Origin of the sequence: Thiomonas sp. FB-6, assembly GCF_000377645.1 — a bacterium.
Classification (GTDB): Bacteria; Pseudomonadota; Gammaproteobacteria; order Burkholderiales; family Burkholderiaceae_C; genus Thiomonas_A.
The window spans coordinates 44,242-69,576 of record NZ_KB898481.1 but is presented as its reverse complement, the minus strand read 5'-3'; the positions used below and the strand labels follow the sequence as shown (position 1 = coordinate 69,576).

Genomic DNA, 25,335 nt, shown 5'->3' with positions numbered 1-25,335 from the left:
CCTGCGGGGCCGGGCTGGCTACTCGTGGTGGGTGGGGCCCTGGTGGCCGCGTTCCTCGGCCAGCCAGCGCAGCACCGGCAGCGTGCCCGGAAGCACCGGGCGCACCTGCACCGGCAGTTGCTGCCAGGCCAGTTGCTGGCCCTCACAGGGCCTGGGCTCGCCGCTCCAGCGCCGCACCTTGCAAAAGCGCAGGTCCACGCGCGCGTGCGGGTAGTCGACGATGCAGGACTTCCAGAACTCGCCGTCCTCGATGTCGATGGCCAGTTCCTCGCTCAGCTCGCGGCGCAGCGCCTGCACCAGGGTTTCGCCCGGCTCGATCTTGCCGCCGGGGAATTCCCAATAGCCGGCCCAGGGCTTGCCCTCGGGGCGGCTGCCCAGCAGGAAGCTCCCGTCCTCGCGCAGCAGCACGCCCACGGCCACCGGCACCGGTGTGCGCGGCGCCTCGGCGTCGCCCGGCGGCTTCACTTCCTGCGCCGCCCGCAGTAGTCGCGGGCGAACTGCCAGGCAATGCGCCCGGAGCGCGAGCCGCGCTCGAGCGCCCACAGCAAGGCCTCGGCGTGCGCGGCGCGCGCCTGCTGCTCGCTCAGCCCGAACACCTGCAGCCAGTGCTCGGCGATGCGCAGGTAATGCTCCTGGTCGAAGGGATAGAAGCTCAGCCACAGACCGAAGCGGTCGGACAGCGAGACCTTCTCCTCCGTGCCCTCGCCGGGATGCACCTCGCCGCTTTCGCTGTGCGTGGCTTCCAGGTTCTCGTGCATGTACTCGGGCAGCAGGTGGCGCCGGTTGGAGGTGGCGTAGATCAGCAGGTTGTCGGCGGTGCCCGCCACCGAGCCGTCGAGCACCGACTTCAGCGCCTTGTAGCCGGGCTCGCCCTGGTCGAAGGACAGGTCGTCGGAGAACACGATGAACCGCTCGCGCCGAGCGCGCACCAGCTCCACCAGCTCGGGCAGGTCCACCAGGTCGGCCTTGTCCATCTCGATCAGGCGCAGCCCCTTGGGCGCGAAGGCATGCAGGCAGGCCTTCACCAGCGAACTCTTGCCGGTGCCGCGCGCGCCCGTCAGCAGCGCGTTGTTGGCCGGTCGCCCGGCCACGAACTGGCGGGTGTTGCGCTCCAGGCGCGCCTTCTGTTCCTCGATGCCCTGCAGGTCGGCGAAACGCATCACCGCCGGCTGCGGCACCGGTTGCAGCCAGGCCTGCGAGCCGCGGCGGCGCCAGCGGAAGGCGCTGGCGGCCTCCCAGTCGGGCGCCGCGAGGCCGGGGGCCAGCGTTTGTTCCAGGCGGCCGAGCACGCGCTCGGCCTGCTCCAGCAGGCCGGCCAGGCGCGCCATGGGATCGGCCACCGGGGCGGCGGCTGCAGGCGCCGAAGCGGCACGCGCCGAAGCGGCAGGCTTGCGTGCCATGCTCAGCTCCGGTAATCGGCGTTGATCGACACGTAGTCGTGCGACAGGTCGCAGGTCCACAGCGTGGCGGCGTGCTCGCCGCGGCCCAGCACGATGCGCACCAGGATCTCCGGCTTGGCCATCACCCGCTGGCCGTCGGCCTCGCGGTAGTCCGGATGGCGCCCGCCGCGCGTGGCCACGTGCACCTCGTCGAGGAACAGTTCCACGCCGTCCACGTCCAGGTCGTCCACGCCGGCATAGCCCACCGCCGCGAGAATGCGTCCCAGGTTGGGGTCGCTGGCGAAAAAGGCCGTCTTGACCAGCGGCGAATGAGCCACCGCGTACCCCACGCGGCGCGCCTCGGCCACGCTGCGCGCGCCCTGCACCTCGATGGTGATGAACTTGGTGGCCCCCTCACCGTCGCGCACGATGGCCTGCGCCAGGCGCTGCGCCACGCCCAGCAGCGCGGCGCGCAGCGCACGCGCCTGCGGCGACGCGGCGTCGGCGATCTCGGGCAGCCCGCAGGCTCCGGTGGCCGCCACCACCAGCGAGTCGTTGGTGGAGGTGTCGCCGTCCACCGTGACGCAGTTGAAGGAGCCGTCGGCCACCTCGCGCACCAGTTGCGCCAGCAGCGCCGGCGCCACCGCCGCGTCGGTGGCGATGAAGCCCAGCATGGTCGCCATGTCGGGGCGGATCATGCCGGCGCCCTTGGCGATGCCGGTGACGTGCACCGCCACGCCGTCGATCAGCACGCGCTCGCTGGCGGCCTTGGGCACGGTGTCGGTGGTCATGATGGCCGCGGCGGCGTCGGCCCAGGCCTGCTCGCGCAGGTCGGCCAGCGCGCGCGGCAGGCCGTCGCGCAGGCGCTGCAGCGGCAGCGGCTCGAGGATCACGCCGGTGGAGAAGGGAAGCACCTGGCGCGCGGACACGCCCATCAGCCGGGCCACCGCCTCGCAGCTCGCGCGGGCGTCGGCCAGGCCCTGCGCGCCGGTGCCGGCGTTGGCGCAGCCGGTGTTCACCACCAGCGCGCGCACCTCGGCGCAACGCGCCTCGCCCAGGTGTTCGCGGCACACCTGTACCGGCGCGGCGCAGAAGCGGTTGCGCGTGAACACGCCGGCCACGCGGGTGCCGGGATCGAAGGCCAGCAGGGTCAGGTCGCGGCGTCCGGCCTTGCGGATGCCCGCCTCGGCCACGCCGATGCGCACGCCGGCCACCGCGTGCAGCGCGGCCGGATCGGGTGCCTGCAGATTCACGGCCATCGCCGCCCCTCCCTGGAAGTCTGGATGATCACGACAGTCGGCCGTGACACTGCTTGTACTTCTTGCCGCTGCCGCAGGGGCAGGGGTCGTTGCGGCCGACCTTGGGCAGCTCGTTCACCACCTGCTGCACGCCGGGAGCGGCGGCCGCGGCGATCGCCGCCTCGGCCTGCGCCTGCGCGTCGTCGCCCTCGTCGCCGACGAGCATGCCGCCCATGGCCTCCGGATGCTGGTAGGCCAGGTTGTGCAGGCTCTGCGCGCGCTGCTCGATGGTCTCGGCCGCGCTCTGCGCCTGCTCCTGGGTCTGCACCTGCACGGTCATCAGGGTGCGCGTGACCTCGTTCTTGACCGCGTCGAGCATCTGGCCGAACAGCTCGAAGGCCTCGCGCTTGTATTCCTGCTTGGGCTGCTTTTGCGCGTAGCCGCGCAGGTGGATGCCCTGGCGCAGGTAGTCCAGCGCCGCCAGGTGCTCGCGCCAGTGCTGATCCAGCGCCTGCAGCAGCACCATGCGTTCGAAGCCGGCGAAGTTGGGCGCCCCCACCAGTTCCACCTTGGCCTGGTAGCGCGCGTTCACCTCGCCCAGCACGCGTTCCAGCACCTGTTCGTCGGTGACCGTCTGGTCGGCCTCGATCCAGGCCTTGAGCTCGATGTCGGCCTGCAGCTCCTCGCGCAGCGCGCGCTCCAGCGCGGGCACGTCCCACTGCTCCTCCATGCTCTGCTCGGGCACGTGGGTGTGCACCAGGTCGGCCACGCTGCCGGTGCGCAGGTCGGCGACCTGCTCGGCCACCTCCTGGCTGTCCAGGATGGCGTTGCGCTGCTGGTAGAGGATCTTGCGCTGCTCGTTGGAGACGTCGTCGTATTCCAGCAGCTGCTTGCGGATGTCGAAGTTGCGCGCCTCCACCTTGCGCTGCGCGGATTCGATCGCACGCGTGACCATGCCGGCCTCGATGGCCTCGCCCTCGGGCATCTTCAGGCGGTCCATGATCGCGCGCACCCGATCGCCCGCGAAAATGCGCATCAGCGGGTCGTCCAGCGACAGGTAGAAACGCGAGGAGCCCGGGTCGCCCTGGCGGCCCGAACGCCCGCGCAGCTGGTTGTCCACGCGGCGCGACTCGCTGCGCTCGGTGCCGACGATGTGCAGGCCGCCCTGCGCGATGGCCTGGTCGTGCAGCGACTGCCACTCGGAGCGCAGCGCGGTCACGCGGCGCTGCTTCTCCTCGTCGTCCAGGTTCGCATCGGCGACGATGAACTCGCACTGCTTCTCGACGTTACCGCCGAGCACGATGTCGGTGCCGCGACCCGCCATGTTGGTGGCGATGGTGATCATGCCCGGGCGCCCGGCCTGCGCGACGATCTCGGCCTCGCGCGCGTGCTGCTTGGCGTTGAGCACCTGGTGCGACAGCTTCTCGCGGTTGAGCAACTGCGACAGGTGCTCGCTGGCCTCGATGGAGCCGGTGCCCACCAGCACCGGCTGGCCGCGGGAATAGCAGTCCTTGATGTCCTCGACCACCGCGCGGTCGCGCTCGGCGGCGCTCTTGTACACCTTGTCCTGGTGGTCCTTGCGCTGGCTGGAGCGGTTGGTCGGGATGACCACGGTTTCCAGGTTGTAGATCTCCTGGAATTCGTAGGCCTCGGTGTCGGCGGTGCCGGTCATGCCCGCCAGCTTGGCGTACATGCGGAAATAGTTCTGGAAGGTGATCGAGGCCAGGGTCTGGTTCTCGCTCTGCACCGTCACACCTTCCTTGGCCTCCACCGCCTGGTGCAGGCCGTCGGACCAGCGCCGCCCGGACATGATGCGCCCGGTGAACTCGTCGACGATCACCACCTCGCCGCCCTGCACCACGTAGTGCTGGTCGCGGTGGTACAGGTGGTGGGCGCGCAGCGCCGCGTACAGGTGGTGCACCAGCGCGATGTTGCCCGCGTCGTACAGGGTGCTTCCCGGGGGGATCAGGCCCATGCGGGTGAGGATGTCCTCGGCCTTCTCGTGGCCCGACTCGGTCAGGTAGACCTGGTGGCTCTTCTCGTCCACGGTGAAGTCGCCGGGCTTTTCCACGCCCTGGCCGGTCACCGGATCCTCCTCGCCGATCTGGCGGTCCAGCAGCGGCACCACGCCGTTGAGCTTGAGGTACAGATCGGTGTTGTCCTCCGCCTGGCCGGAGATGATCAGCGGCGTGCGCGCCTCGTCGATCAGGATCGAGTCGACCTCGTCGATCAGCGCGTAGTTCAGCCCGCGCTGCACGCGCTCGGCGGGCTCGAACACCATGTTGTCGCGCAGGTAGTCGAAGCCGTATTCGTTGTTCGTGCCGTAGGTCACGTCGGCCGCGTAGGCGGCCTGCTTGTCCTCACGCGACTGGTTGGGCAGGTTGATGCCCACGCTGAGGCCGAGGAAGCGGTACAGGCGACCCATCCACTCGGCGTCGCGCTGGGCCAGGTAGTCGTTGACCGTGACCACGTGCACGCCCGTGCCCGACAGCGCGTTCAGGTACACCGCCAGCGTGCCCACCAGGGTCTTGCCCTCGCCGGTGCGCATCTCGGCGATCTTGCCGGAGTGAAGCGCCATGCCGCCGATGAGCTGCACGTCGAAGTGGCGCATCTTCAGCGCGCGCTTGCCGCCCTCGCGCACCACCGCGAAGGCCTCGCAGAGGATCTCGTCCAGGCTGGTGCCGGCGGCGACGCGCTCGCGGAACTCCACCGTCTTGGCGCGCAACTGCTCGTCGCTGAGCTTCTCGAATTGCGGCTCCAGCGCATTGATGCGCTGCACATTGCGCCGGTACTGGCGCAGCAGGCGTTCGTTGCGGCTGCCGAACAGGCGGGTCAGGAAGGTGGCGGGCATGGATCTGGGCATGGGCGGCCACGCAGGGCGGCGACCGCCTCGCGCCAGGGGTTCGGACCCCTACGGCCTGGACGCAAAACAGCCATTCTAGTCGCCAGCGCTGCATGCCCGTCGTCATGGCCGCTCGGGCGACAATACGGGGCAAATGGCCCGCGAACCCGTCCCTGCCAAGCTTCCCGCCAAGCCCCCCGGCCCGAGGCGCCGCACGGCGGCGGGCAGCGCCGTGCGCACCGCAACGCTTCACCAATGGATGCAGCGCACCCCGCTGCTGCTGAGCCTGCAGCAACAGGCGCTGGATTCGCGGCGCATGGGCGAGGAACTGGCACGCGCCCTGGGGGCGGACATGGCCGGCGCGGTGCAGCCCGGGCGTTTCGCCGACGGCTGCTGGACCCTCGGCGCGAGTTCCTCGGCGGTGGCGGCCAAGCTGAAGCTGTACGTGCCGCTGCTGCTGCGCCGCCTGCGCCAGGCCGGCTGGGCCGTCGATCGCATCCAGGTTCGCGTGGCGGCTCCCCAGTCCCAGGGCGGCGGCGTGCGTGCCGAGGCGCCGGCGCAGGCCAGCGCCGCTCCGGCCGCCGTGCGCGAGCGCCTGCGGGCGCTGCGCGAACGGCTGTGAAGGCCCCGAATCAGTACAGCAGGCTGCGCGCCGAGGCGCGGAAACCCGCGGGGGCCTCGGTCTCGTCGTCGAACACCACCATCTCGAAGGCCTCGGGGTCGCTGCCGAGGGCGCGCAGCAGCGCGTTGTTCAGCGCGTGGCCGCTGCGGTAGGCGCTGTAGGCGCCCAGGATGGGGTGGCCGATCACGTACAGGTCTCCGATGGCGTCGAGCATCTTGTGCTTGACGAATTCGGCATCGAAACGCAGCCCGCCTTGGTTGAGGATGCGTGACTCGTCCATGACGATCGCGTTTTCCAGGCTTCCGCCCTGGGCCAGCCCGATCTCGCGCAGCGCGTCGACGTCGCGCATGAAGCCGAAGGTGCGCGCGCGGGCGATCTCGCGCACGTACTCGGGCATGGAGAACTCGAAACGGAAGTCCTGCGCGGTGCGGTCGATGGCCGGGTGGCCGAATTCGATGGCGAAATCCAGCCGGAAGCCGTCATGCGGCTCCAGGCGGGCCCATTTCTCGCCGTCGCGCTCCTGCACGCGCACTTCCACCGGCTTGCGCACGCGCACGAAGCGCCGGGGCCGGTCCTGGTCCTGCAGCCCGGCGGACTGCAGGAGATAGACGAAGGAGGAGGCCGAACCGTCGAGGATGGGGATCTCCTCGGCGTCCACCTCGATCACCAGATTGTCCACGCCCAGGCCGCAACAGGCCGACAGCAGGTGCTCGACCGTGTGCACCTTGACGCCACCTGCACCCACCGTGGTGGCCATGCGGGTGTCGACCACCGCCTGCGGACTCAGCGGGATGCTCACCGGCTGGGGCAGATCCACGCGGCGCACCACGATGCCGCTGTCGGGCGGCGCCGGCAGCAGGCTGAGTTCCACGCGCTCGCTGCTGTGCAGGCCCACGCCCACGGCGCGGGTGGCGGAACGAATCGAGCGCTGCGCGAGCATCGACGGGCCTCTGGACTCTGGTTTTTTCAATCGGAATCTACTTTCTTATTGTTTTCGTTTATTGTAACCAAACTCGCGCTCGCCTGCCTGCCGGCGACGCCGGCGCCCCCGTTGCGCGCGCAGGAGGCAGTGCGCGCGCCGGGGGCGCGGGGGCTGGCGTGGCGGCGACGCGCCGTCAGGTCCACGGGGAGAGGCCCTGACGGCGCGCCGATGACGCGCCTTGCGGACGGATGGGCGATCCCTCGAACGCCGCTACGTTCGCCGCGGCGACCTCGGTCGGCGCAGGGCCGCCCCAAGCCGGCCGAGCCCCGCGGGGGATGAGCCCCGCGGCTCCGAGCTGCCCTGCGGCAGCTTGGACGGTGGCGAATCGGAGCCGCCTGCAGGCGGCGACGTGGAACAGCGAGCGCAGCGAGCGTGGGGGTCGTCCATTAATCAGCCTGTTTGCGCAGGAAGGCGGGAATTTCCATTTCCTCCATGCCTCCCTGCATCAGGGCGTTGACGTGCGCGGACGGAGCGTTGCCGCGCGGGTTGCGCCAGATCGCCGGGATCTGGCTGCTGTCCACGCCGTTGCCGCCCAGCGCCGCGCCCATGCTCAGCGGCGTCGCGTCCGTGCCGGTACGCAGCACGGTCAGCGTCGGCGCCGCCTTCGCGGCGGCCTTGGCGCGCGACAGGCCGGTGGCCAGCACGGTCACGCGCAGCGAGTCGCCCATCGACGGGTCGTTGACGGTGCCGAAGATGATGTGGGCATCCGGCGACGCGTAGGCGCGGATCGCGTTCATCGCCTCGCGGGTCTCGCTCAGCTTGAGCGAGTCGTCGGCGGTGATGTTCACCAGCACGCCCTTGGCGCCCGACAGGTCCACGCCGTCGAGCAGCGGGCACACGACGGCCTGCTCGGCCGCCAGGCGCGCGCGGTCGGCGCCGCTGGCCACCGCCGTGCCCATCATCGCCTTGCCGGGCTCGCCCATCACCGTCTTCACGTCCTCGAAGTCGGCGTTGATCATGCCCGGCACGTTGATGATCTCGGCGATGCCGCCGGTGGCGTTCTTCAGCACGTCGTTGGCCTTCGCGAAGGCTTCCTTCTGCGAGATGTCGTCGCCGTAGACCTCGAGCAGCTTCTCGTTGAGCACCACAATCAGCGAGTCGACGTTCTTCTCCAGCTCTTCCAGCCCGCTCTCGGCGTGGCCCAGGCGCTTGGTGCCCTCGAACTCGAAGGGCTTGGTCACAACGGCCACGGTCAGGATGCCCATCTCGCGCGCGATGCGCGCAACCACCGGCGCCGCGCCGGTGCCGGTGCCGCCACCCATGCCGGCGGTGATGAACAGCATGTGCGCCCCGGTCAGGGTCTCGCGGATCTGCGCCTGCGCCTGCTCGGCGGCGTCGCGCCCGACCTGCGGCTTGCCGCCGGCGCCCAGGCCGGTGCGGCCGAGCTGGATGAAGCGCTGCGAGTTCGAGCTCTTGAGCGCCTGCGCGTCGGTGTTGGCGCAGATGAACTCCACGCCCTTGACGCCACTGGCGATCATGTGCTCGACGGCGTTGCCGCCGCCGCCGCCCACGCCGATCACCTTGATGTTGGTGCCGCTGTCGAACCCGCTGTCGCCAAGGTCCTCGATCATTTCAAACGCCATGATGCACCTCCGTCCGGATAAGGAAAGACTTCAACTACCTGCTGCCATTCGCCCGCCGCGAACGGCGGGCCCCCGTGAAACGATCACGATTCAGAAATTCCCCGCGAACCATTCGCGTACGCGGGTGAAAAGCCCCCCTGCGCTTCCCGACTTCGTCCCCGCCGCGCGGGCGCCGCGCTGGCGCTGGGTCAGCGCCTCCAGCAACAGGCCCATGGCGGTGGAATTGCGCGGGCTGCGCACCATGTCCGCCAGCGGGCCGCTGTACTGCGGCAGCCCCAGGCGGACCGGCTTGAGAAAAATGTCCTCGCCCAGCTCGACCATGCCGGGCATCAGGGACGCGCCTCCGGTGAGCACCACGCCGGAGGACAGCACCTCCTCGTAGCCGGATTCGCGCACCACCTGCTGCACGAGGGAGAAGATCTCCTCCACGCGCGGCTCGATGACTCCGGCCAGGGCCTGGCGCGACAACATGCGCGGGCCGCGGTCTCCCAGGCCCGGAACCTCCAGGCGCTCGTCCACGCCGGCCAGCAGCTGCTTGGCCACGCCGTGCTCGATCTTGATGTCCTCGGCGTCCTTGGTGGGCGTGCGCAGCGCCATGGCGATGTCGCTGGTGATGAGCTCGCCGGCGATCGGGATGATCGCGGTGTGGCGGATCGAGCCGCCGGTGTAGATGGCCACGTCGGTGACCCCGGCGCCCACGTCCACCAGCACCACGCCGAGTTCCTTCTCGTCGGGGGTCAGCACGGCGTGGCTGGAGGCCAGCGGATGCAGCACCAGCGCGTCCACCTCGAGGCCGCAGCGGCGCACGCACTTGATCACGTTCTCGGCCGCTGTCTGCGCGCCGGTGACGATGTGCACCTTGGTCTCCAGGCGGATGCCGCTCATGCCCACCGGCTGGCGAACCTCCTGGCCGTCGATGATGAACTCCTGCGGCTCCACCAGCAGCAAGCGCTGGTCGGCCGGGATGTTCACCGCCTTGGCGGTCTCGATCACGCGCATGACGTCGTTGGGCGCCACCTCGCGGTCCTTGATCGCCACCATGCCCTCGGAGTTCTGGCCGCGGATGTGGCTGCCGGTGATGCCCGTGATCACCCGCGTGATGCGGCAGTCGGCCATCAGCTCGGCTTCCTTCAGCGCGAACTGGATGGACTGCACCAGCGCCTCGATGTCGACCACCACGCCCCGGCGCATGCCGGCGGTCGAGGCCTGCCCCATGCCGACGATCTTCAGCGTGCCGGCTGCCTGATCCTGCCCGGGCAGGATCTCGCCGACCATGGCCGACACCTTGGAAGTGCCGATGTCCAGGCCGACCACCAGATCCTTGTATTCCTTCGCCATTTACCGAGCTCCCCTCGACTTGCTCTTGCTGCCCGTGCCTCGCGACGCGCCGCGGGCTCCATGCGCGGCCACGCCCGCGCCGCTGTCGTCCTTCGCCAGCTTCACCGCGAAGCCGTTCGCATACCGCAGGTCGGCCGACACCACGGCACGGCCGTAGTGCGCGGCCACGCCGGGCTCCAGGCGCACGAAGCGCTGCAGCCGCTCGGCGAAGGCCTGGGGATCGTCGTCGTTGCCCAGGTCGATGCTCGGACCCTGCGCGACCTGCACCTGCCAGTCGCCCTGCGCGCCCAGCCCAAGCGAAGCGATGCGCCAGCGCAGCGGCGCGAAGCGCTGCTGCAGGTCGCGGTACATCGCGGTGACCTGTTGCTGGCTGGCGGGCGGGCCAAAAAAGCGCGGCAGCCCCAGGTCCTGCACCTCGCCGAGGTTGGCCTCGAAGCTCTCGCCCTGGGCGTTGACCAGGCTCACCGCGCTGCCGGAAGCATCCAGCCACAGCGCCACCGGCTGCTGCTCCTGCAGGCGCACCAGCAGCGACAGCGGCCATACGCGCTGCACCACCGCCTTGCGCACCCAGGGCACCTGCTCGAAGGCCTGCTGAACCGCCCCCAGGCTGACCGTGAACCAGTTGCCCTGCACCCTGGGCAAGGCCTGGCTGCGCAGCGAGGTGGCGCTGACATGCTGCAGCACGCCTTCCACGCGCACGCTGCGGATGGACCACCACGGGCGCTGCAGCAGCCAGTTGCCGCCCGCCGCCAGCGCACCGAGCACGAACAGCCACACCAGCGCGCGGCTGGTGAAATGCATCAGCCGGATGTCCAGCGGAAGTTCCTGGCGCAGCATGGTGTTCACCGGAGATCCCCCCCGGCGCGCGGCGCCTGGTCGAGGCGCGCGCCGGCCAGGATGCGCAGGCACAGATCCTCGTAGCCGATGCCGGCCGCGCGCGCGGCCATGGGCACCAGCGAGTGCCCGGTCATGCCCGGGCTGGTGTTCATTTCCAGCAGGAAGGGCGCGCGGTCGCGCGCCCGGATCATCACGTCGGCGCGCGCCCAGCCGCGGCAGCCCAGCGCGCGGTAGCTGCGCAGCACGAGCTCGGCGATGACCGCTTCCTCGCCCTCGGGCAGCTGCGCCGGGCACAAGTAGCGCGTGTCGTCGCTGTAGTACTTGTGCTCGAAGTCGTAGTTGCCGCCGGGGGCCTGGATGCGCACCAGGGGCAGCGCGTGCGCCTGCTCGCCCTCGCCCAGCACGGCGCAGGTCACCTCGTCGCCGGAGATGAAGCTCTCGGCCAGCACGGAGCTGTCGTAGCGGGCGGCCTCGGCGTAGGCGCAGTCCACCTCGGCCGTGGTGTCGGCGCGCGCCAGCCCCAGCGTGGAGCCCTCGTGGCTGGCCTTGAAGATCAGCGGCAGGCCCAGCTCCCGCGCGGCCTCGCGCGCCTGCTCCAGGCTGCCCACCAGGCGCCACGGGGGCGTCGGCAGGCCTTCGCAATGCCACAGGCGCTTGGTCATGTGCTTGTCGATGGCCAGCGCCGAGGCCAGCACGCCGGAGCCCGTGTAGGGCAGGCCCAGCAGTTCCAGCGCGCCCTGCACCGTTCCGTCCTCGCCGTAACGGCCGTGCAGCGCGATGAACACGCGCTGCGCGCCCAGCGCCGGCAGGCGGTCCAGGGACTGCTCGGCGGGGTCGAAGCCGAAAGCGTCGACCCCACGCCTGCGCAGCGCCTGCAGCACGCCTTCGCCGGACATGAGCGAGACCTCGCGCTCGGCCGAGCGTCCGCCGAACAGCACCGCCACGCGCCCGAACTCGCTCGCCTGGGCGGAAGTCGCCATGGTGTTCACGCCTGTCCCTCCCGCGCCTGCGCGGCGATCTGCCCCGCCACCGCGCCGATCGAGCCCGCGCCCATGCACAGCACCACGTCGCCGTCGCGCGCGAACTCGGCGATGGCCTGGGGCAGCGCGCGCACGTCCTCCACGAACACCGGCTCGATGCGCCCGGCCACGCGCAGCGCGCGCGCCAGCCCGCGCCCGTCGGCGGCCACGATCGGGGCCTCGCCGGCGGCGTACACCTCCGTCAGCAGCACGGCGTCGGCGCTGCCGAGCACGCTCACGAAGTCCTCGAACAGGTCACGCGTACGGGTGTAGCGATGCGGCTGGAAGGCCAGCACGATGCGCCGCCCCGGGTAGGCGCCGCGCGCCGCGGCCAGGGTGGCAGCCATTTCCACCGGGTGGTGTCCGTAGTCGTCGATCAGGGTGTAGTTGCCGCCGGCCGCCGCGGGCATCTCGCCCAGGCGCTGGAAGCGGCGGCCGACGCCGCGGAACTCGGCCAGCGCCTTGCACACGGCCGCGTCGTCCACCCCGAGCTCGGCGGCCACCGCCACCGCCGCCAGCGCGTTGCGCACGTTGTGCAGCCCCGGCAGGTTCAGGCGTACCTGCAGCGGCGGCAGCACCACGCCGTTGCGCCTGAGCACGGTGAACTCCATGCCGGTGCCCACCGCGCGCACGTCCACCGCGCGCACCTGCGCATCCTCGCCCAGGCCGTAGGGCGTCACCGGCTTGGACAGGAAGGGCAGGATGGCGCGCACGCCGGGGTCGTCGATGCACAGCACCGCCGCGCCGTAGAAGGGCAGGCGCCCGAGGAACTCCACGAAGGTCTGGCGCAGCCGGGCCATGTCGTGGCCGTAGGTGTCCATGTGGTCGGCGTCGATGTTCGTGACCACCGCCATCACCGGCATCAGGTTCAGGAAGGAAGCGTCGGATTCGTCGGCCTCGACCACGATGTACTCGCCCCCGCCCAGCTTGGCGTGGGTGCCGGCGCTGTTGAGTCGCCCGCCGATGACGAAGGTGGGATCGAGCCCGCCCTCGGCCAGCACGCTGGCCACCAGGCTGGTGGTGGTGGTCTTGCCGTGGGTGCCGGCGATGGCGATGCCCCGCTTCAGGCGCATCAGCTCGGCCAACATGACCGCGCGCGGCACCACGGGAATGCGGCGCGCGCGCGCCGCGCGCACCTCGGGGTTGTCGGCTCCCACCGCGGTGGACACCACCACGGCGTCGGCTCCGGCCACGTGCGCGGCGTCGTGCCCGATGGACACCTTCGCGCCGGCCTCGCGCAGGTGCCGCACCGCGGCGCTCTCGCCCAGGTCGCTGCCGCTGATCTGATAGCCCAGGTTGAGCAGCACCTCGGCGATGCCGCTCATGCCGGCCCCCCCGATGCCGACGAAATGGATGTGATGGATGGCGTGTTTCATGTCGGGGTATCCAGCGCCTCGCAGACGGCCACGATGCGTTCGACGGCGTCGCTGCGCGCGAGCTCGCGCGCCTTGCAGGCCATGGCGAGCAGCGCCGCGCGGTCCAGCGCGCGCAACTGCGCGGCCAGGCGGGGCGCGTCGAGCTCGGACTGCTGCACCAGCAGCGCCGCGCCCGGGCCCGCCAGGTAGCGCGCGTTGGCGCTCTGGTGGTCGTCCACCGCGAAGGGAAAGGGAACGAACAGCGCGGCCACGCCGGCGCACGCCACTTCAGTGACGGTGGACGCGCCGGCGCGGCACACCACCAGGTCGGCCTGGGCATAGGCCTCGGCCATGTCGTCGATGAACTCGCGGCAGTCGGCCTCCACGCCGGCCTCGGCGTAGCCCTGGCGCAGCGCCTGCAGCTGCCCGCGCCCGCTCTGGTGCACCACGCGCGGGCGCAGGGCCGGCTCGATCAGCGCCAGCGCGCGCGGCAGCATGTCGTTGAGGGCGCGCGCGCCCAGGCTGCCTCCCACCACCAGCAGCTGCAACGGGCCGCCGCGCGCGGCATAGCGCTGGCTCGGCTCGGGCAGCTCGCGGATCGCGCGGCGCACCGGATTGCCCACCCACTCGGCGCCGGGCAACGCGCCCGGGAAGGCGCACAGCGCACGCGCGGCCAGGCGCGCCAGCAGGCGGTTGCTCATGCCGGCCACGGCGTTCTGCTCGTGCAGTACCAGGCGCGCGCCGAACAGGCGCGCCAGCAGGCCGCCCGGCACGGTGATGTAGCCGCCCATGCCCAGCACCACGCGCGGACGCTCCTCGCGCAGGGCGCGTGCCGCCTGCGCGAGCGCGCGCAGCAGCTGTGCCGGCAGGCGCAGCCAGCGCGCCGCGCCCTTGCCGCGCACGCCGCCGAAATCCACCCAGCGCATGCGGTAGCCCTGCGCCGGCACCAGGCGCGACTCCATGCCGCCGGGCGCGCCCATCCAGGCCACGTCCCAGCCGGCCGCGCGCAGGCCCTCGCCCACCGCCAGCCCGGGGAAGATGTGCCCGCCGGTGCCGCCGGCCATGATCAGGGCGCGCTTGATCGCCGTGGCCGCCATCATGCGTGCCCCCCGCGCATGAGCACGCGGTTCTCGTAGTCCACGCGCAGCAGCAGGGCCAGCGCGACCAGCGAGACCAGCGTGGCCGAGCCGCCGTAGCTCAGCAGCGGCAGGGTCAGCCCCTTGGTGGGCAGCAGCCCGAGGTTGACCCCGATGTTGATGAAGGCCTGCCCGCCGATCAGCACCCCGATGGCCTGCGCCACCAGCGCCGAGAACATGCGGTCGGCGGCCAGCGCCTGGCGCCCGATGTCGAAGGCCCGCTTGGTCAGCCACGCGAACACTCCGATGAGCACGATCACCCCGACGAAACCCAGCTCCTCGCCGACGATGGCCAGCAGGAAGTCGGTCTGCGGCTCCGGCAGGTAGTGCAGCTTTTCCACGCTGCCGCCCAGGCCCACGCCGAACCAGTGCCCGCGCCCCACGGCGATCAGCGCATGCGCGAGCTGGTAGGCGCTGCCTTCGGAGTTGTCCTGGGCCCACGGATTCAGATAGGCGAAGATCCGATCGCGCCTCCAGGGCGACAGCACGATCATCAGCACGAAGGCGCCGATCACGACCACCGACAGCGCGGCGAACATGCGCCCGTTCACCCCGCCCAGGTACAGGATCACCATGGCCACGGAGGCGATCACCAGGAAGGCGCCCATGTCCGGCTCGGCCAGCAGCAGCAGGCCGATGAAGGCCAGCGCCGCGGCCATCGGGCCGAAGGCCTTGGTGGCGCTTTGCTTGACCTGCTGCTTGCGCACCATGAAGTCGGACGCGTACAGCACCATGGTCAGCTTCACCAGCTCGGAGGGCTGGAAGTTCAGCACCCCCAGCGGAATCCAGCGCCGCGAGCCGTTGACTCCCTTGCCGATGAAGGGGATCAGCACCGCGAACAGGCCCACCAGCGACAGGATGAACAGGTACGGCGCCCAGCGCTGCCAGAAGCTCATGGGAAACTGGAAGGCCACCCAGCCGGCGACCAGCCCGAGGGCGACGGCGGCCAGGTCGCGCCCGAAAAAGTGGAACTGGCTCCAGCTGGCGTAATGCGGGTCCTCGGGAATGGCGATGGTGGCCGAATAGACCATCACCAGCCCGAAGGCCAGCAGCAGCACGATCACCCACAGCAGGTTCTGGTCGTAGTCCAGCATGCGCGACGCGCTGGGGCCGACGTAGCCCACGCGCACCGGCATGGGCATCTGCGCGGCGCCCGCCCTGGCCCGACCCGGAAGCGCGAACCACTTCATGGCGCGCCCTCCAGCACCGCCCCGCGCTCGGCGGCCAGTTCGGCCAGCTCCTGCGCGAACACCTCGGCGCGGTGCTTGTAGTCACGGAACATGTCCAGGCTGGCGCAGGCCGGCGACAGCAGCACCACCTCGCCGGAGCGCGCCAGCTCGGCGGCGCGGCGCACCGCGGCGCGCAGGTCGGGAAGCATCTCGCTGTCGACGCCGGAGCCCAGCGCCTGGCGCAGCGCGGGCGCGTCGCGCCCGATGAGCAGCGCGCAGCGCACGCGATCCCGGGCGGCCTGCGCCAGGGGCGCGAAGTCCTGCCCCTTGCCGTCACCGCCGGCGATCAGCAGCGCCGGGCGGTCCAGGCCCTGCAGCGCGGCCACGGTGGCGCCGACGTTGGTGCCCTTGCTGTCCTCGATCCACTCGACGCCGTCGAGCACGCCCAGGCTTTGCATGCGGTGGGGCTCGCCGCGGTATTCGCGCAGCGCGTGCAGCATCGGCGCCAGCGCCGCGCCGGTGGAGGCGGCCAGCGCCAGCGAGGCCAGCGCGTTGGCCTGGTTGTGGCGCCCGCGGATGCGCAGCGCGTCGGCCGGCATCAGCGCCTGCACCTGCACGGGCAGCGCCTCGGCAGGGGCGGCGACGCGGCCGCGGCGCGGCGCCGGGCGCGGCTCGGAGTCGTCGGCGCGCGCGCGCGCCAGCCAGTCCATGCCGTGCTCGCGCACGATGCCCCAGTCGCCGTCGGCGCGCGGCGCGTCCAGCCCGAAGCTGCAGGCGCGCCGGCCCTCGCGGCGCATGGCCAGCACTGCCGCGTCGTCGCGGTTGAGCAGCATCAGCCCCGGCGCGCCGCGCAGGTTCCAGGGCTGCGGCCCGAACACCCGGGCCTTGTCGGCGGCGTAGGCCTGCATGCCGCCGTGCCAGTCCAGGTGGTCCTGCGTCAGGTTCAGCACGGTGGCCGCGCTGGCCGCGAAATCGTCCACGCCGTGCAGCTGGAAGCTGGAGAGCTCGAGCACCCAGGCCCGCGGCAGGCGCTGCTCGCGCAGGCGCTGGCCCAGCACGTCGAGCATGGCCGGGCCGATATTGCCGGCGGCCACCGCGTCCTGCCCCGCGGCCTGCAGCAGCAGCGTGGTCAGCGTGGTCACGGTGGTCTTGCCGTTGGTGCCGGTGATGCCGATCAGCGCCGGTGCATAGCCCTGCGCGTCGTGCAGATCGCCAAGCGCCTGCGCGAACAGCGACAACTCGCCGCGCAGCTCGATGCCGCGCTCACGCGCCGCCCGCAGCAGCGCGCCGAAGGCGGCGTCATCGGGAGCGATGCCCGGGCTCACGCACACCAGGTCGACGCCGTCCAGCAGTTCCACGCCCGCGGCGCCCGCCTGCAGCCGGGCCTGCGGGAATTCCTGGCGCGCCGTCTCCAGCCCGGGCGGCGCGGCGCGGCTGTCGGCCGCGTGCACGCGCGCACCCTGGCCCGCGCACCAGCGCAGCATGGCCAGCCCCGAGATTCCCAGGCCCAGCACGAGGACGCAGCGGTCGCGCAGCATGTTCATCGCAACTTGAGGCTCGCCAGCCCGACCAGGCACAACATCATGCTGACGATCCAGAAGCGGATCACCACCTGCGACTCCTTCACGCCGAGCTGCTCGAAGTGGTGATGCAACGGCGCCATCTTGAAGATGCGCCGGCCCTGGCCGTACTTTTTCTTGGTGTACTTGAAGTAGCTGACCTGCACCATCACCGACACCGTCTCGGCGACGAACACCCCGCCCATGATGAACAGCACGATCTCCTGGCGCACGATCACCGCGATGGTTCCCAGCGCGGCGCCCAGCGCCAGCGCCCCCACGTCGCCCATGAACACCTGCGCCGGGTAGGCGTTGAACCAGAGGAAGGCCAGGCCGGCGCCGACCATCGCGCCGATGAAGATCAGCAGCTCGCCGCTGCCGGCGATATAGGGGAACAGCAGGTAGCGCGAGAACACCGCGTTGCCGCTGACGTAGGCGAACACGCCCAGCGAGCCCCCCACCATCACGGTCGGCATGATGGCCAGCCCGTCGGCGCCGTCGGTCAGGTTCACCGCGTTGCTGGAACCGACGATCACCAGGTAGGTCAGCACGATGAAGCCGACGATGCCCAGCGGGTAGCTCACGGTCTTGAAAAAGGGCACGATCAGGTCGGCCGCCGGCGGCAGCGGCATGGTCAGCCCGCTGCGCAGCCAGGACACGAACAGGTGCCAGACCTGCGCATTGCCCGCGCCCGACACAGCGAAGGCCAGGTAGAAGGCCGCCATCACGCCGATCAGGGATTGCCAGAAGTACTTCTCGCGCGAACGCATGCCGTTGGGATCGCGGTGCACCACCTTGCGGTAGTCGTCCACCCAGCCGATCGCTCCGAAGCCCAGGGTGACCAGCAGCACCAACCACACGAAGCGGTTGGACAGGTCCATCCACAGCAGCGAGGACGCGGTGATGGACAGCAGGATCAGCACCCCGCCCATGGTGGGCGTGCCGGTCTTGATCAGGTGGGTCTGCGGGCCGTCGGTGCGCACGGCCTGGCCCACCTTCATCGCGGTGAGCTTGCGGATCAGCGCCGGGCCGGCGGCCAGGCCGATCAGCAGCGAGGTCAGCGTGCTCATCACCGCGCGGAAGGTGATGTAGTTGAACACCCGGAAAAAACGCAGATCGGGCGAGCTCTGCATCAACCACAGGGCCAGGCTATGCAGCATGTTCGACTCCCCCGCGGCCGGCGCCGCCCGTGTCGCGCGCCTCGGCGCTCCAGCGCTCGCGCAAGGCGGCGACCACGCGCTCCATGCGCATGAAACGCGATCCCTTGACCAGCACGGCGTCGGCCGGCTCGGAGGCGAGCGCGGCCAGGTCGACCTGCTCGAAGGCCTCGGCATGCCGCGCCGGCAGGCCGGCTGCGGTGGCGGCCTCGGCGGCGGCGCGCGCGGCCGGACCCACGGTCCACAGCCCCTGCAGGCCCCGCTCGGCCGCGGCCCGCCCGGCTTCGGCGTGGAATTGCACGCCCTGGTCGCCCACCTCGCCCATGTCTCCCAGCACCAGCAGGCGCCGCCCGGGCAGCGCGGCCAGGCCGTCGATGGCGGCGCGCACCGAATCCGGGTTGGCGTTGTAGGTATCGTCGATCAGCAGCACCGCGCTGCCGTCGGCGCGCCGCAGGCTGCTGCGCTGCATGCGCCCGTGCACCGGCTCGAAGGCTTCCAGACCCCGCACCACGGCGTCCATCGGCGCGCCCGCGGCCAGCGAGGCCGCGGCCGCCGCCAGCGCGTTGTGCGCGTTGTGGCGCCCGAGCAGGCGCAGGCGCAGGGTTGCCTGTCCGGCCGCGCCGCGCAGCAGCAGCTGCATGGCCGGCTGCGCGCCGTCCTCGGCCTGCCGCGCCTGCAACACCCAGCCTTCGAGTTCGGCGGCGGGCACCGCGGCCGGCATGTCCGAGGGCAGCCCGTCGCGCAAGGCGAAGCGCAGCATGCGGCGCGGCGCGCTCAGCTCGCTCCACAGCCCGGCGTAGGCATCGGTGGCGGGGAACACGGTCACGCCCCGCGCCGGCAGCGCCTGCAGCACCTGGGCATTCTCGCGCGCCACCGCCTCGACGCTGTGCATGAATTCCAGATGCTCGCGCTGGGCGTTGTTCACCAGTGCCACGTCCGGCGCCGCGATGGCCGCCAGGCGGGCGATCTCGCCGGGATGGTTCATGCCCATCTCGACCACCGCGGCCAGGTGGCCCGGACGCAGGCGCAGCAGGGTCAGCGGCACGCCCACGTCGTTGTTGAAATTGCCCTGGGTGGCCAGGCGCCCTTCCTCGCCCAGCCAGGCGGCCAGGATGCGCGAGATCATCTGCGTGACCGTGGTCTTGCCGTTGCTTCCGGCTACCGCGATCAAGGGCATCGCCGGCTGCTGCGCACGCCAGGCGCGCGCCAGGCGCCCCAGCGCTTCGCGCGTGTCGGCCACGCGCACCCCGGGCAGGCCGCAGGCCTCGAGCCCGCGCTCGGCCAGCACGGCGGCGGCGCCCGCGGCCGCCGCCTGGGGCAGGAAATCGTGGGCGTCGAAACGCTCGCCGCGCAGCGCCACGAACAGATCGCCGGCGCCGATGCGCCGGCTGTCGGTGCTCACGCCGGCCAGCGCGAGCCCGCCGTCGCCCAGCAGTTCGCCGCCGGTCCAGTCGGCCAGCTCGCGCAGCGCGAAGCTGCCGCCGCCGCGCGCGGCCAGCGCCGCGCGCGCGTGGAAGGCGTCGCTGAAGGGAATGCGCCGGCCGCGCACTTCCTGCGTGGCCTCGTGCCCCTTGCCCGCCAGCAGCACGACGTCGCGCGCGTCGGCGTGGGCCACGGTCTGCGCGATGGCCTGCGCGCGCTCGGCCAGCACCAGCAGCCGGGCCGGCGCCACGGCGCCCGCCAGCAGCTGATCCAGGATGTCCTGCGCGGACTCGCTGCGCGGGTTGTCGCTGGTCAGCACCACGCGGTCGGCGCAGGCCTCGGCCGCCGCGGTCATCGGCGCGCGCTTGGCGCGGTCGCGGTCGCCGCCGGCGCCGAACACGCACCACAGGCTGCCGCCGCGGCGCCGTGCCACGCCGCGCAGCGCCTGCAGCGCCTGGGCCAGCGCGTCCGGGGTGTGGGCGTAATCCACCACCACCAGCGGCGCGCCGGCGCCGCCCAGCGCCTGCATGCGCCCGGGCGGCGCCTGCACGGCCGACAGCGCGCGGGTCAGCTGCCCGAATTCCAGCTCGCAGGTCTCCAGCAGGCCGCAGACCAGCAACAGGTTCGAGGCGTTGAACGCGCCCAGCAAGGGAAATTCGAGCTCGGCGCGTGCGCCGTCGCGCAGCAGCTCCAGACGCATGCCGGAAGGCGCGTCGGCAGGGCCGCGGCCCTGCCATTCGGCGCCCTGCGCGCCCGCCAGGGACACGCGCAGCGTGCGCAGGCCGCGCTGGCGGCAATGCAGCGCGAGCTCGGCTCCGTAGGGGTCGTCGGCGTTGAGCACCGCGGCCTGCAATTGCGTCCAGTCGAACAGCCGGCGCTTGGCGGCCGCGTAGGCGCGCATGTCGCCGTGGTAGTCCAGGTGATCCTGGCTCAGGTTGCTGAAGGCGGCGGCGTGGATGCGCAGGCCCGTCAGGCGGCGCTCCTCCAGCCCGATGGACGAAGCCTCGATCGCGCAGTGGCGCACCCCGGCGCGCAGCATGGCCGCGAGCTCGGCGTGCAGGCGCACCGGATCGGGCGTGGTCAGTCCGGTCGAGCGCAGTGCGCCCGGCAGGCCCGCGCCCAGGGTGCCGATGACACCGCAAGGCAGCCCGGCCGCCTGCAGGGCCTGGGCGGTCCACAGCGCCACCGAGGTCTTGCCGTTGGTGCCGGTCACCGCAAGCACCCGCATGGCGCGCGAGGGATGCCCGAACCAGGCGTCGGCGATCTCGCCCGCCAGCGCCTTCAGGCCGCGCACGCGCAGGGCCTGCGGCGGCAGCGCGAAGGCCTCCGCGCCCTCGTGCTCGACCAGCGCGGCGCAGGCCCCGCGCGCGAGCGCGTCGGCCACGTGGCGCCGCGCGTCCGCGACGGCGCCCGGCCAGGCCACGAACACGTCGCCCGCGCGCAGCGCGCGCGAATCGGTGTTCAGCGCGGCGCCGGGGCCGGCCACCGCGCGCAGCGCGTGCAGCACGGCGGCGGCGCTGTCGAGCACGGGCCGGTTCATGCGCCTCCCCCCGCCACGCGGGCCGCGTCCGGCTGCGCCGGCGGCACCTCGGGTTGCACGGGCAGGTCGGGCGGCACGCCCAGCATGCGCAGCGACTGGCCCACCACCTGGGAGAACACGGGCGCTGCGACCTGGCCGCCGAAATGCATCTTCGCGTCGGGCTGGTCCACCGAGACCGCCATCACCAGGCGCGGGTGGTCGATCGGCGCCATGCCCACGAACTGGGCGCGGAACTGGTGCTTGTCGTAGGCCTTGCCGCGCCAGATGTAGGCGGTGCCGGTCTTGCCTCCGGTGGAATAGCCGGGAATGCGCGCCGCCTTGGCGGTGCCCTGCGGCGAAGTCACCAGCGCCAGCATGGAGCGCACGTCGGCGGCCACGCGGGGCGAGATCACGCGCACCGCGGGCCCCGGCTGGGCGGTCTTGAACAGCGTGGCCGGCCGGATCAGGCCGTCGTCGGCGAACACCAGGTAGGCGTGCGCCAGCTGGAAGGTCGACACCGCCAGGCCATAGCCGAAGCCCTGGGTGACGGCGTCGATGGGACGCCAGCGCTTCCAGGGGCGCAGGCGCCCGCTGGCCTGGCCCGGGAAGGGCAGCTGCGGACGCTGGCCCAGGCCGACCGCGGTGTACATGTCCCACTGCTCCTCGGGCTTCATGCGCATGACGATCTGACCCGTCGCCACGTTGCTCGAGTACTGGATCACCTGCGGCAGCCCGATGGTGCCGTTGTCGGAGTCGTCGCAGATGCGGTTGCCGTACATGAGCATGCATCCGGGAGCGGTCTGGAAGCTGCTGTGCATGCTCACCACGCCGTCCTGCAGGGCCGCGGCGATGGTCAGGGGCTTGAGCACCGAACCCGGCTCGTAGATGTCGGTCAGCGCGTAGTTGCGCATGTCGGCATTGGTGTAGCCGCTGCGCTTGTTGGGGTCGAAGCTGGGGTAGTTGGCCATCGCCAGCACTTCGCCGGTGGCGGCGTCCAGCACCACCGCGCTGGCGTTCTTGGCGTGGCTGTCCTTCACCGCCTGCTCCAGCGCCTGGTAGGTCAGGTCCTGGATCTTGCTGTCGATGGACAGCTGCACGTCCTCGCCGTTGACCGGGGGCGTGCCGCCCTCGACGTCCTCGATCACGTTGCCCAGGCGGTCGCGCATGACCTTGCGCGTGCCCGCGTGCCCGGCCAGCACGCGCTGGAATTCGAGTTCCAGCCCGCCGCGGCCGCGGTTCTCGATGTCGGTGAATCCCAGCAGCTGCGCCGCGGCCGCGCCTTCGGTGTAGAAGCGGCGGTAGCTGGGCGACATGTACACGCCCTTGATGTGCAGGGCCTCGACCTTGCGCGCGGTGTCCACGTCCACCTGGCGCTTGACGTAGACGAACTGCAGCCGGTCCTGCGCGAGGCGCCGCTGCAGCTCGCGCGGGTCGAGGCGCAGCACCATGGCCAGCTCCGCCACCTGGCGCGGATCGGCCTGCAGGGTCTGCGGGTCGGCCCAGATGGTCTTGACCGGAATGCTCGAGGCCAGGATGTTGCCGTGGCGGTCGAGGATGCGCCCGCGCATCGCCGGCAGCTCGATGGTGCGCACGAAGCGCAGGTCGCCCTGGCGCTGGTAGAAGCCGGTGGTGATGCCCTGGATCCACAGCGCGCGCAGCGCCAGCGCGGCGAAGGCCAGGAACATCAGGCCCTTGATCAGCCAGGCGCGGCCGGGCGGCAGGCGCAGGTGCAGCAGGTGGCTGTTGCGGCGCTGCGCGGGAATGGCGAAGGGGCGCGATGCGAATCTCATGACGCGCGTCATCGCGTGGGGATGCTCGGCGGCAGGCCGGGCAGCTGCGCGGCGCTGACGTAGTCGCTGCGCGCCGGGGTGATCGGCACCATGCCGAGCTGGCCGCGGGCCAGCGATTCGATGCGCGAGGGCACGGACAGCGCACGCAGCTCCACCTGGAGGCGGTCGTGGTCGAGCCCGAGCTGCGCGGCGCGCTGCTGCGCGGCGTCCAGCGCGGCGAAGCTGCGGCGCGCCTCGTACTGGGCGCGCACCAGGCTCATCGCGCAGGCCACGGCCAGCACCAGCAGCAGCAGGTTGACGCGGATCACGCCCGCGCTCCCTGCGCAGCGGGCCCGGCCAGGCGCTCGGCCACGCGCATCACGGCCGAACGGCTGCGCGGGTTGTCGCGCAGTTCGGCCTCGCCCGACCGTACGCGCGCGAGCGCACGCAGGCTCGGCACGAACTCGGCCGGGGGCAGCGGCAGGCGGCGCTGCTGCGGCGTCAGCGCCGGCGCGCGCGCGTGCCCCTGCACGAACTGCTTGACGATGCGATCCTCGAGGGAGTGGAAGCTGATGACCACGAGCCGGCCTCCCGCAGCCAATCGATCCATTACCTGCGCAAGCGCCGCCTCGAGTTCGGCGAGTTCGGCATTGACGTGAATCCGAAGAGCCTGAAAGGTGCGGGTGGCCGGGTCCTGGCCCGGTTCGCGACTGCGCACCGCTTGCGCAACGAGGGCGGCAAGCTCGCCGGTACGGGTGACGGGCTGGCCCCGTTCGCGGCCAGCCACAATCGCCTTTGCAATCGCGAAAGCAGCCCGTTCGTCCCCATAGTCCCGCAACACCCTGGTGATTTCATCGACGTCGGCCTCGCTCAGGAATTGCGCCGCCGTGAAGCCGCGCGTCGTGTCCATGCGCATGTCCAGCGGCGCGTCGCCGCGGAAGCTGAAACCGCGCTCGATCTCGTCGAGCTGGGGGGACGAGACCCCCAGGTCCAGCAGCAGGCCCTGTACCTGCGCGATGCCCAGACGGTCCAGCACCTCGCCCCATTGCGAGAAGGCCGCGTGCACCAGGCGCAGCCGCGGCTCGGTGCGCGCCAGTTCGGCGCCCGCCTCGATCGCCTGCGGATCGCGGTCCAGCGCCACCACGCGCGCCTGCGGCTGCAGGCGTGCCAGCAAGGCCCGCGTGTGCCCGCCACGCCCGAAGGTGGCGTCGACGTAGGTTCCGCGCGTGTCGGCGGCCAGCCAGTCGACGGCCTCCTGCAACAACACGGTGCGATGCTGCAGCGCGGCTGCAGCGCGGTGGGACGGAGCGGGCATCGGGGGGCACCTTCACACCACGATGTCGCGTACGGCATCGGGCATTCCCGCCTCGATCACCGCCGCTTCGCGCGCCTGATGCGTGGCGCGGTCCCAGACTTCGAAATGCGAGCCCATGCCGATGAGATCGATGTCGCGCTCGATGTGCGCGGCCAGGCGCAGTTCGGGCGGAATCAGCACCCGCCCGCTGGCGTCGATCTCGGTCTCGGTGGCGTGCCCCAGGTAGATGCGCTTCCAGCCCTGCGCCGACATGGGCAGCGCGGCGATCTTGGCGCGGAAGTCCTGCCATTGCTGGTCGCCGAACATCAGCAGGCAACCCTCGGGGCTCTTGGTCAGGGTCAGGCGTCCGGCGGCCTGCGCCAGCAGCATGTCGCGGTGACGCGCAGGCACGGTCATGCGACCCTTGCCGTCCAGCGTCAATGCCGATATGCCGATGAACACGCGCTTCTCCGATTCTGCCTGGTGCCGGGTGGCGCCGCTGCACTTTCACCCACTTTTCTGCACTTGGCTGCACTGTATGGGGCAAACAGGGCCCCGTCAATAGCAGGCCGCAAATTTCGCTTACCAAACAATGACTTAGCGCGTTCCTAATACTGGTTATTTAACCAGACGAAGCGGAAAAACTCCCCTTGAAATAAGCACTTGAACACCAGGCTGAAAGTAACGGTTTGACATCGCAGCGCTGCGCGCGGCGCGCCAGGCACGCCGCTGCGCGCCTGGACACGTTCATGGCGTCGGGGAGGTCTCTGGGGGAATAAGGGGCGAAGCAAGCCTGTAGGCCGGATTCTGTGCATCGGTTGCCCGACGTGGCAGTCATTCCTCTGGGCCGGCCGTTACCGGTCCGGCTCGGTGCCACCTACCCGCAGGCTCGCGCGGGCCGCGCTTCCGGCGCCTTGCGGCGCCCTCGCCTGCCTATTTGGTGTTGCTCCGGGTGGAGGTTGCCGCGTTTCACGTCCGCGCGGCTCGCGCCGCGCATACTCGTCTCTGTGGCCCTGTTCGTCGCGTCACCGCGCACGGCCGTTAGCCGTCACCCTGCCCTGTGGAGTCCGGACCTTCCTCGCCGCTCGCGCGGCGCGACTGCCCGGCCTGCTTCG

20 protein-coding genes and 1 other RNA gene are annotated in these 25,335 nt (G+C 71.5%); 1 reads left to right on the top strand and 20 read right to left on the bottom strand.

What is annotated here, in order from left to right; translation table 11 throughout:
• Window positions 1-18 precede the first annotated feature (18 nt).
• The 4 genes from D466_RS0110725 to secA are packed head-to-tail and all read right to left on the bottom strand — an operon-like array spanning window position 19 to window position 5,468.
• Complete coding sequence (locus tag D466_RS0110725; RefSeq protein ID WP_018913719.1) at window positions 19-465, bottom strand: NUDIX domain-containing protein; 447 nt, start codon at window positions 463-465, stop codon at window positions 19-21.
• Entirely contained in the window at window positions 462-1,400 is a 939-nt protein-coding gene (locus D466_RS0110720) for an ATP-binding protein (RefSeq protein WP_018913718.1), read from the bottom strand. The genes D466_RS0110725 and D466_RS0110720 overlap by 4 nt, the downstream gene beginning before the upstream one ends.
• A 2-nt stretch (window positions 1,401-1,402) precedes the next feature.
• On the bottom strand, window positions 1,403-2,638 hold the full coding sequence (gene argJ / locus D466_RS0110715) for a bifunctional glutamate N-acetyltransferase/amino-acid acetyltransferase ArgJ (RefSeq protein ID WP_018913717.1): 1,236 nt from the start codon (window positions 2,636-2,638) through the stop codon (window positions 1,403-1,405).
• 28 nt (window positions 2,639-2,666) lie between these two features.
• The gene (secA, locus tag D466_RS0110710; protein WP_018913716.1) at window positions 2,667-5,468 is read right to left on the bottom strand and encodes a preprotein translocase subunit SecA; all 2,802 of its coding nucleotides are present in this window, start codon (window positions 5,466-5,468) and stop codon (window positions 2,667-2,669) included.
• A gap of 250 nt (window positions 5,469-5,718) precedes the next feature.
• On the opposite strand from secA, the gene D466_RS21435 reads away from it, so the two are divergent.
• A complete protein-coding gene (locus D466_RS21435) occupies window positions 5,719-6,081 on the top strand; it encodes a DciA family protein (protein WP_018913715.1) in 363 nt (120 codons plus the stop codon).
• A gap of 10 nt (window positions 6,082-6,091) precedes the next feature.
• On the opposite strand, the gene lpxC is transcribed toward D466_RS21435, so the two are convergent.
• The 16 genes from lpxC to rnpB all read right to left on the bottom strand — a co-directional run bounded on the left by lpxC (window position 6,092) and on the right by rnpB (window position 25,334).
• Complete coding sequence (gene lpxC / locus D466_RS0110700; protein WP_018913714.1) at window positions 6,092-7,021, bottom strand: UDP-3-O-acyl-N-acetylglucosamine deacetylase; 930 nt, start codon at window positions 7,019-7,021, stop codon at window positions 6,092-6,094.
• A gap of 428 nt (window positions 7,022-7,449) precedes the next feature.
• Complete coding sequence (ftsZ, locus tag D466_RS0110695; RefSeq protein WP_026285143.1) at window positions 7,450-8,646, bottom strand: cell division protein FtsZ; 1,197 nt, start codon at window positions 8,644-8,646, stop codon at window positions 7,450-7,452.
• Window positions 8,647-8,736: 90 nt separating this feature from the next.
• Window positions 8,737-9,984, bottom strand: coding sequence for a cell division protein FtsA (ftsA, locus tag D466_RS0110690; protein WP_018913712.1), 1,248 nt, complete (start codon window positions 9,982-9,984; stop codon window positions 8,737-8,739).
• A complete protein-coding gene (locus D466_RS0110685; protein ID WP_231385699.1) occupies window positions 9,985-10,821 on the bottom strand; it encodes a cell division protein FtsQ/DivIB in 837 nt (278 codons plus the stop codon).
• Between the two features lie 5 nt (window positions 10,822-10,826).
• On the bottom strand, window positions 10,827-11,801 hold the full coding sequence (locus D466_RS0110680; protein ID WP_026285142.1) for a D-alanine--D-alanine ligase: 975 nt from the start codon (window positions 11,799-11,801) through the stop codon (window positions 10,827-10,829).
• Between the two features lie 5 nt (window positions 11,802-11,806).
• Window positions 11,807-13,216, bottom strand: a complete 1,410-nt coding sequence (gene murC / locus D466_RS0110675; RefSeq protein WP_018913709.1) for a UDP-N-acetylmuramate--L-alanine ligase — start codon at window positions 13,214-13,216, stop codon at window positions 11,807-11,809.
• A complete protein-coding gene (gene murG / locus D466_RS0110670; protein WP_026285141.1) occupies window positions 13,213-14,292 on the bottom strand; it encodes an undecaprenyldiphospho-muramoylpentapeptide beta-N-acetylglucosaminyltransferase in 1,080 nt (359 codons plus the stop codon). Before murG ends, murC begins: the two co-directional genes overlap by 4 nt.
• Window positions 14,292-15,521 carry a putative lipid II flippase FtsW gene (gene ftsW / locus D466_RS0110665; protein WP_018913707.1) on the bottom strand — a complete coding sequence of 410 codons (1,230 nt, stop codon included), beginning with the start codon at window positions 15,519-15,521 and terminating at the stop codon, window positions 14,292-14,294. The genes murG and ftsW overlap by 1 nt, the downstream gene beginning before the upstream one ends.
• Window positions 15,518-17,044 carry a UDP-N-acetylmuramoyl-L-alanine--D-glutamate ligase gene (murD, locus tag D466_RS0110660; RefSeq protein ID WP_018913706.1) on the bottom strand — a complete coding sequence of 509 codons (1,527 nt, stop codon included), beginning with the start codon at window positions 17,042-17,044 and terminating at the stop codon, window positions 15,518-15,520. The genes ftsW and murD overlap by 4 nt, the downstream gene beginning before the upstream one ends.
• Window positions 17,041-18,219, bottom strand: coding sequence for a phospho-N-acetylmuramoyl-pentapeptide-transferase (gene mraY, locus D466_RS0110655; protein WP_018913705.1), 1,179 nt, complete (start codon window positions 18,217-18,219; stop codon window positions 17,041-17,043). Before mraY ends, murD begins: the two co-directional genes overlap by 4 nt.
• Window positions 18,209-21,178, bottom strand: coding sequence for a bifunctional UDP-N-acetylmuramoyl-L-alanyl-D-glutamate--2,6-diaminopimelate ligase MurE/UDP-N-acetylmuramoyl-tripeptide--D-alanyl-D-alanine ligase MurF (murF, locus tag D466_RS0110650; protein WP_026285140.1), 2,970 nt, complete (start codon window positions 21,176-21,178; stop codon window positions 18,209-18,211). The genes mraY and murF overlap by 11 nt, the downstream gene beginning before the upstream one ends.
• Window positions 21,175-22,947 (bottom strand): penicillin-binding protein 2, encoded by a 1,773-nt coding sequence (locus tag D466_RS21430; RefSeq protein WP_051083739.1) that lies wholly within the window; start codon window positions 22,945-22,947, stop codon window positions 21,175-21,177. The genes murF and D466_RS21430 overlap by 4 nt, the downstream gene beginning before the upstream one ends.
• 8 nt (window positions 22,948-22,955) lie before the next feature.
• On the bottom strand, window positions 22,956-23,255 hold the full coding sequence (ftsL, locus tag D466_RS0110640) for a cell division protein FtsL (RefSeq protein ID WP_018913702.1): 300 nt from the start codon (window positions 23,253-23,255) through the stop codon (window positions 22,956-22,958).
• Window positions 23,252-24,241: a 16S rRNA (cytosine(1402)-N(4))-methyltransferase RsmH gene (rsmH, locus tag D466_RS0110635; protein WP_018913701.1), complete on the bottom strand. Its 990-nt coding sequence runs from the start codon at window positions 24,239-24,241 to the stop codon at window positions 23,252-23,254. Before rsmH ends, ftsL begins: the two co-directional genes overlap by 4 nt.
• Window positions 24,242-24,253: 12 nt before the next feature.
• Entirely contained in the window at window positions 24,254-24,682 is a 429-nt protein-coding gene (locus D466_RS0110630; protein WP_018913700.1) for a division/cell wall cluster transcriptional repressor MraZ, read from the bottom strand.
• Between the two features lie 318 nt (window positions 24,683-25,000).
• Window positions 25,001-25,334, bottom strand: an RNA gene (rnpB, locus tag D466_RS22825) — RNase P RNA component class A.
• Window position 25,335 lies beyond the last annotated feature (1 nt).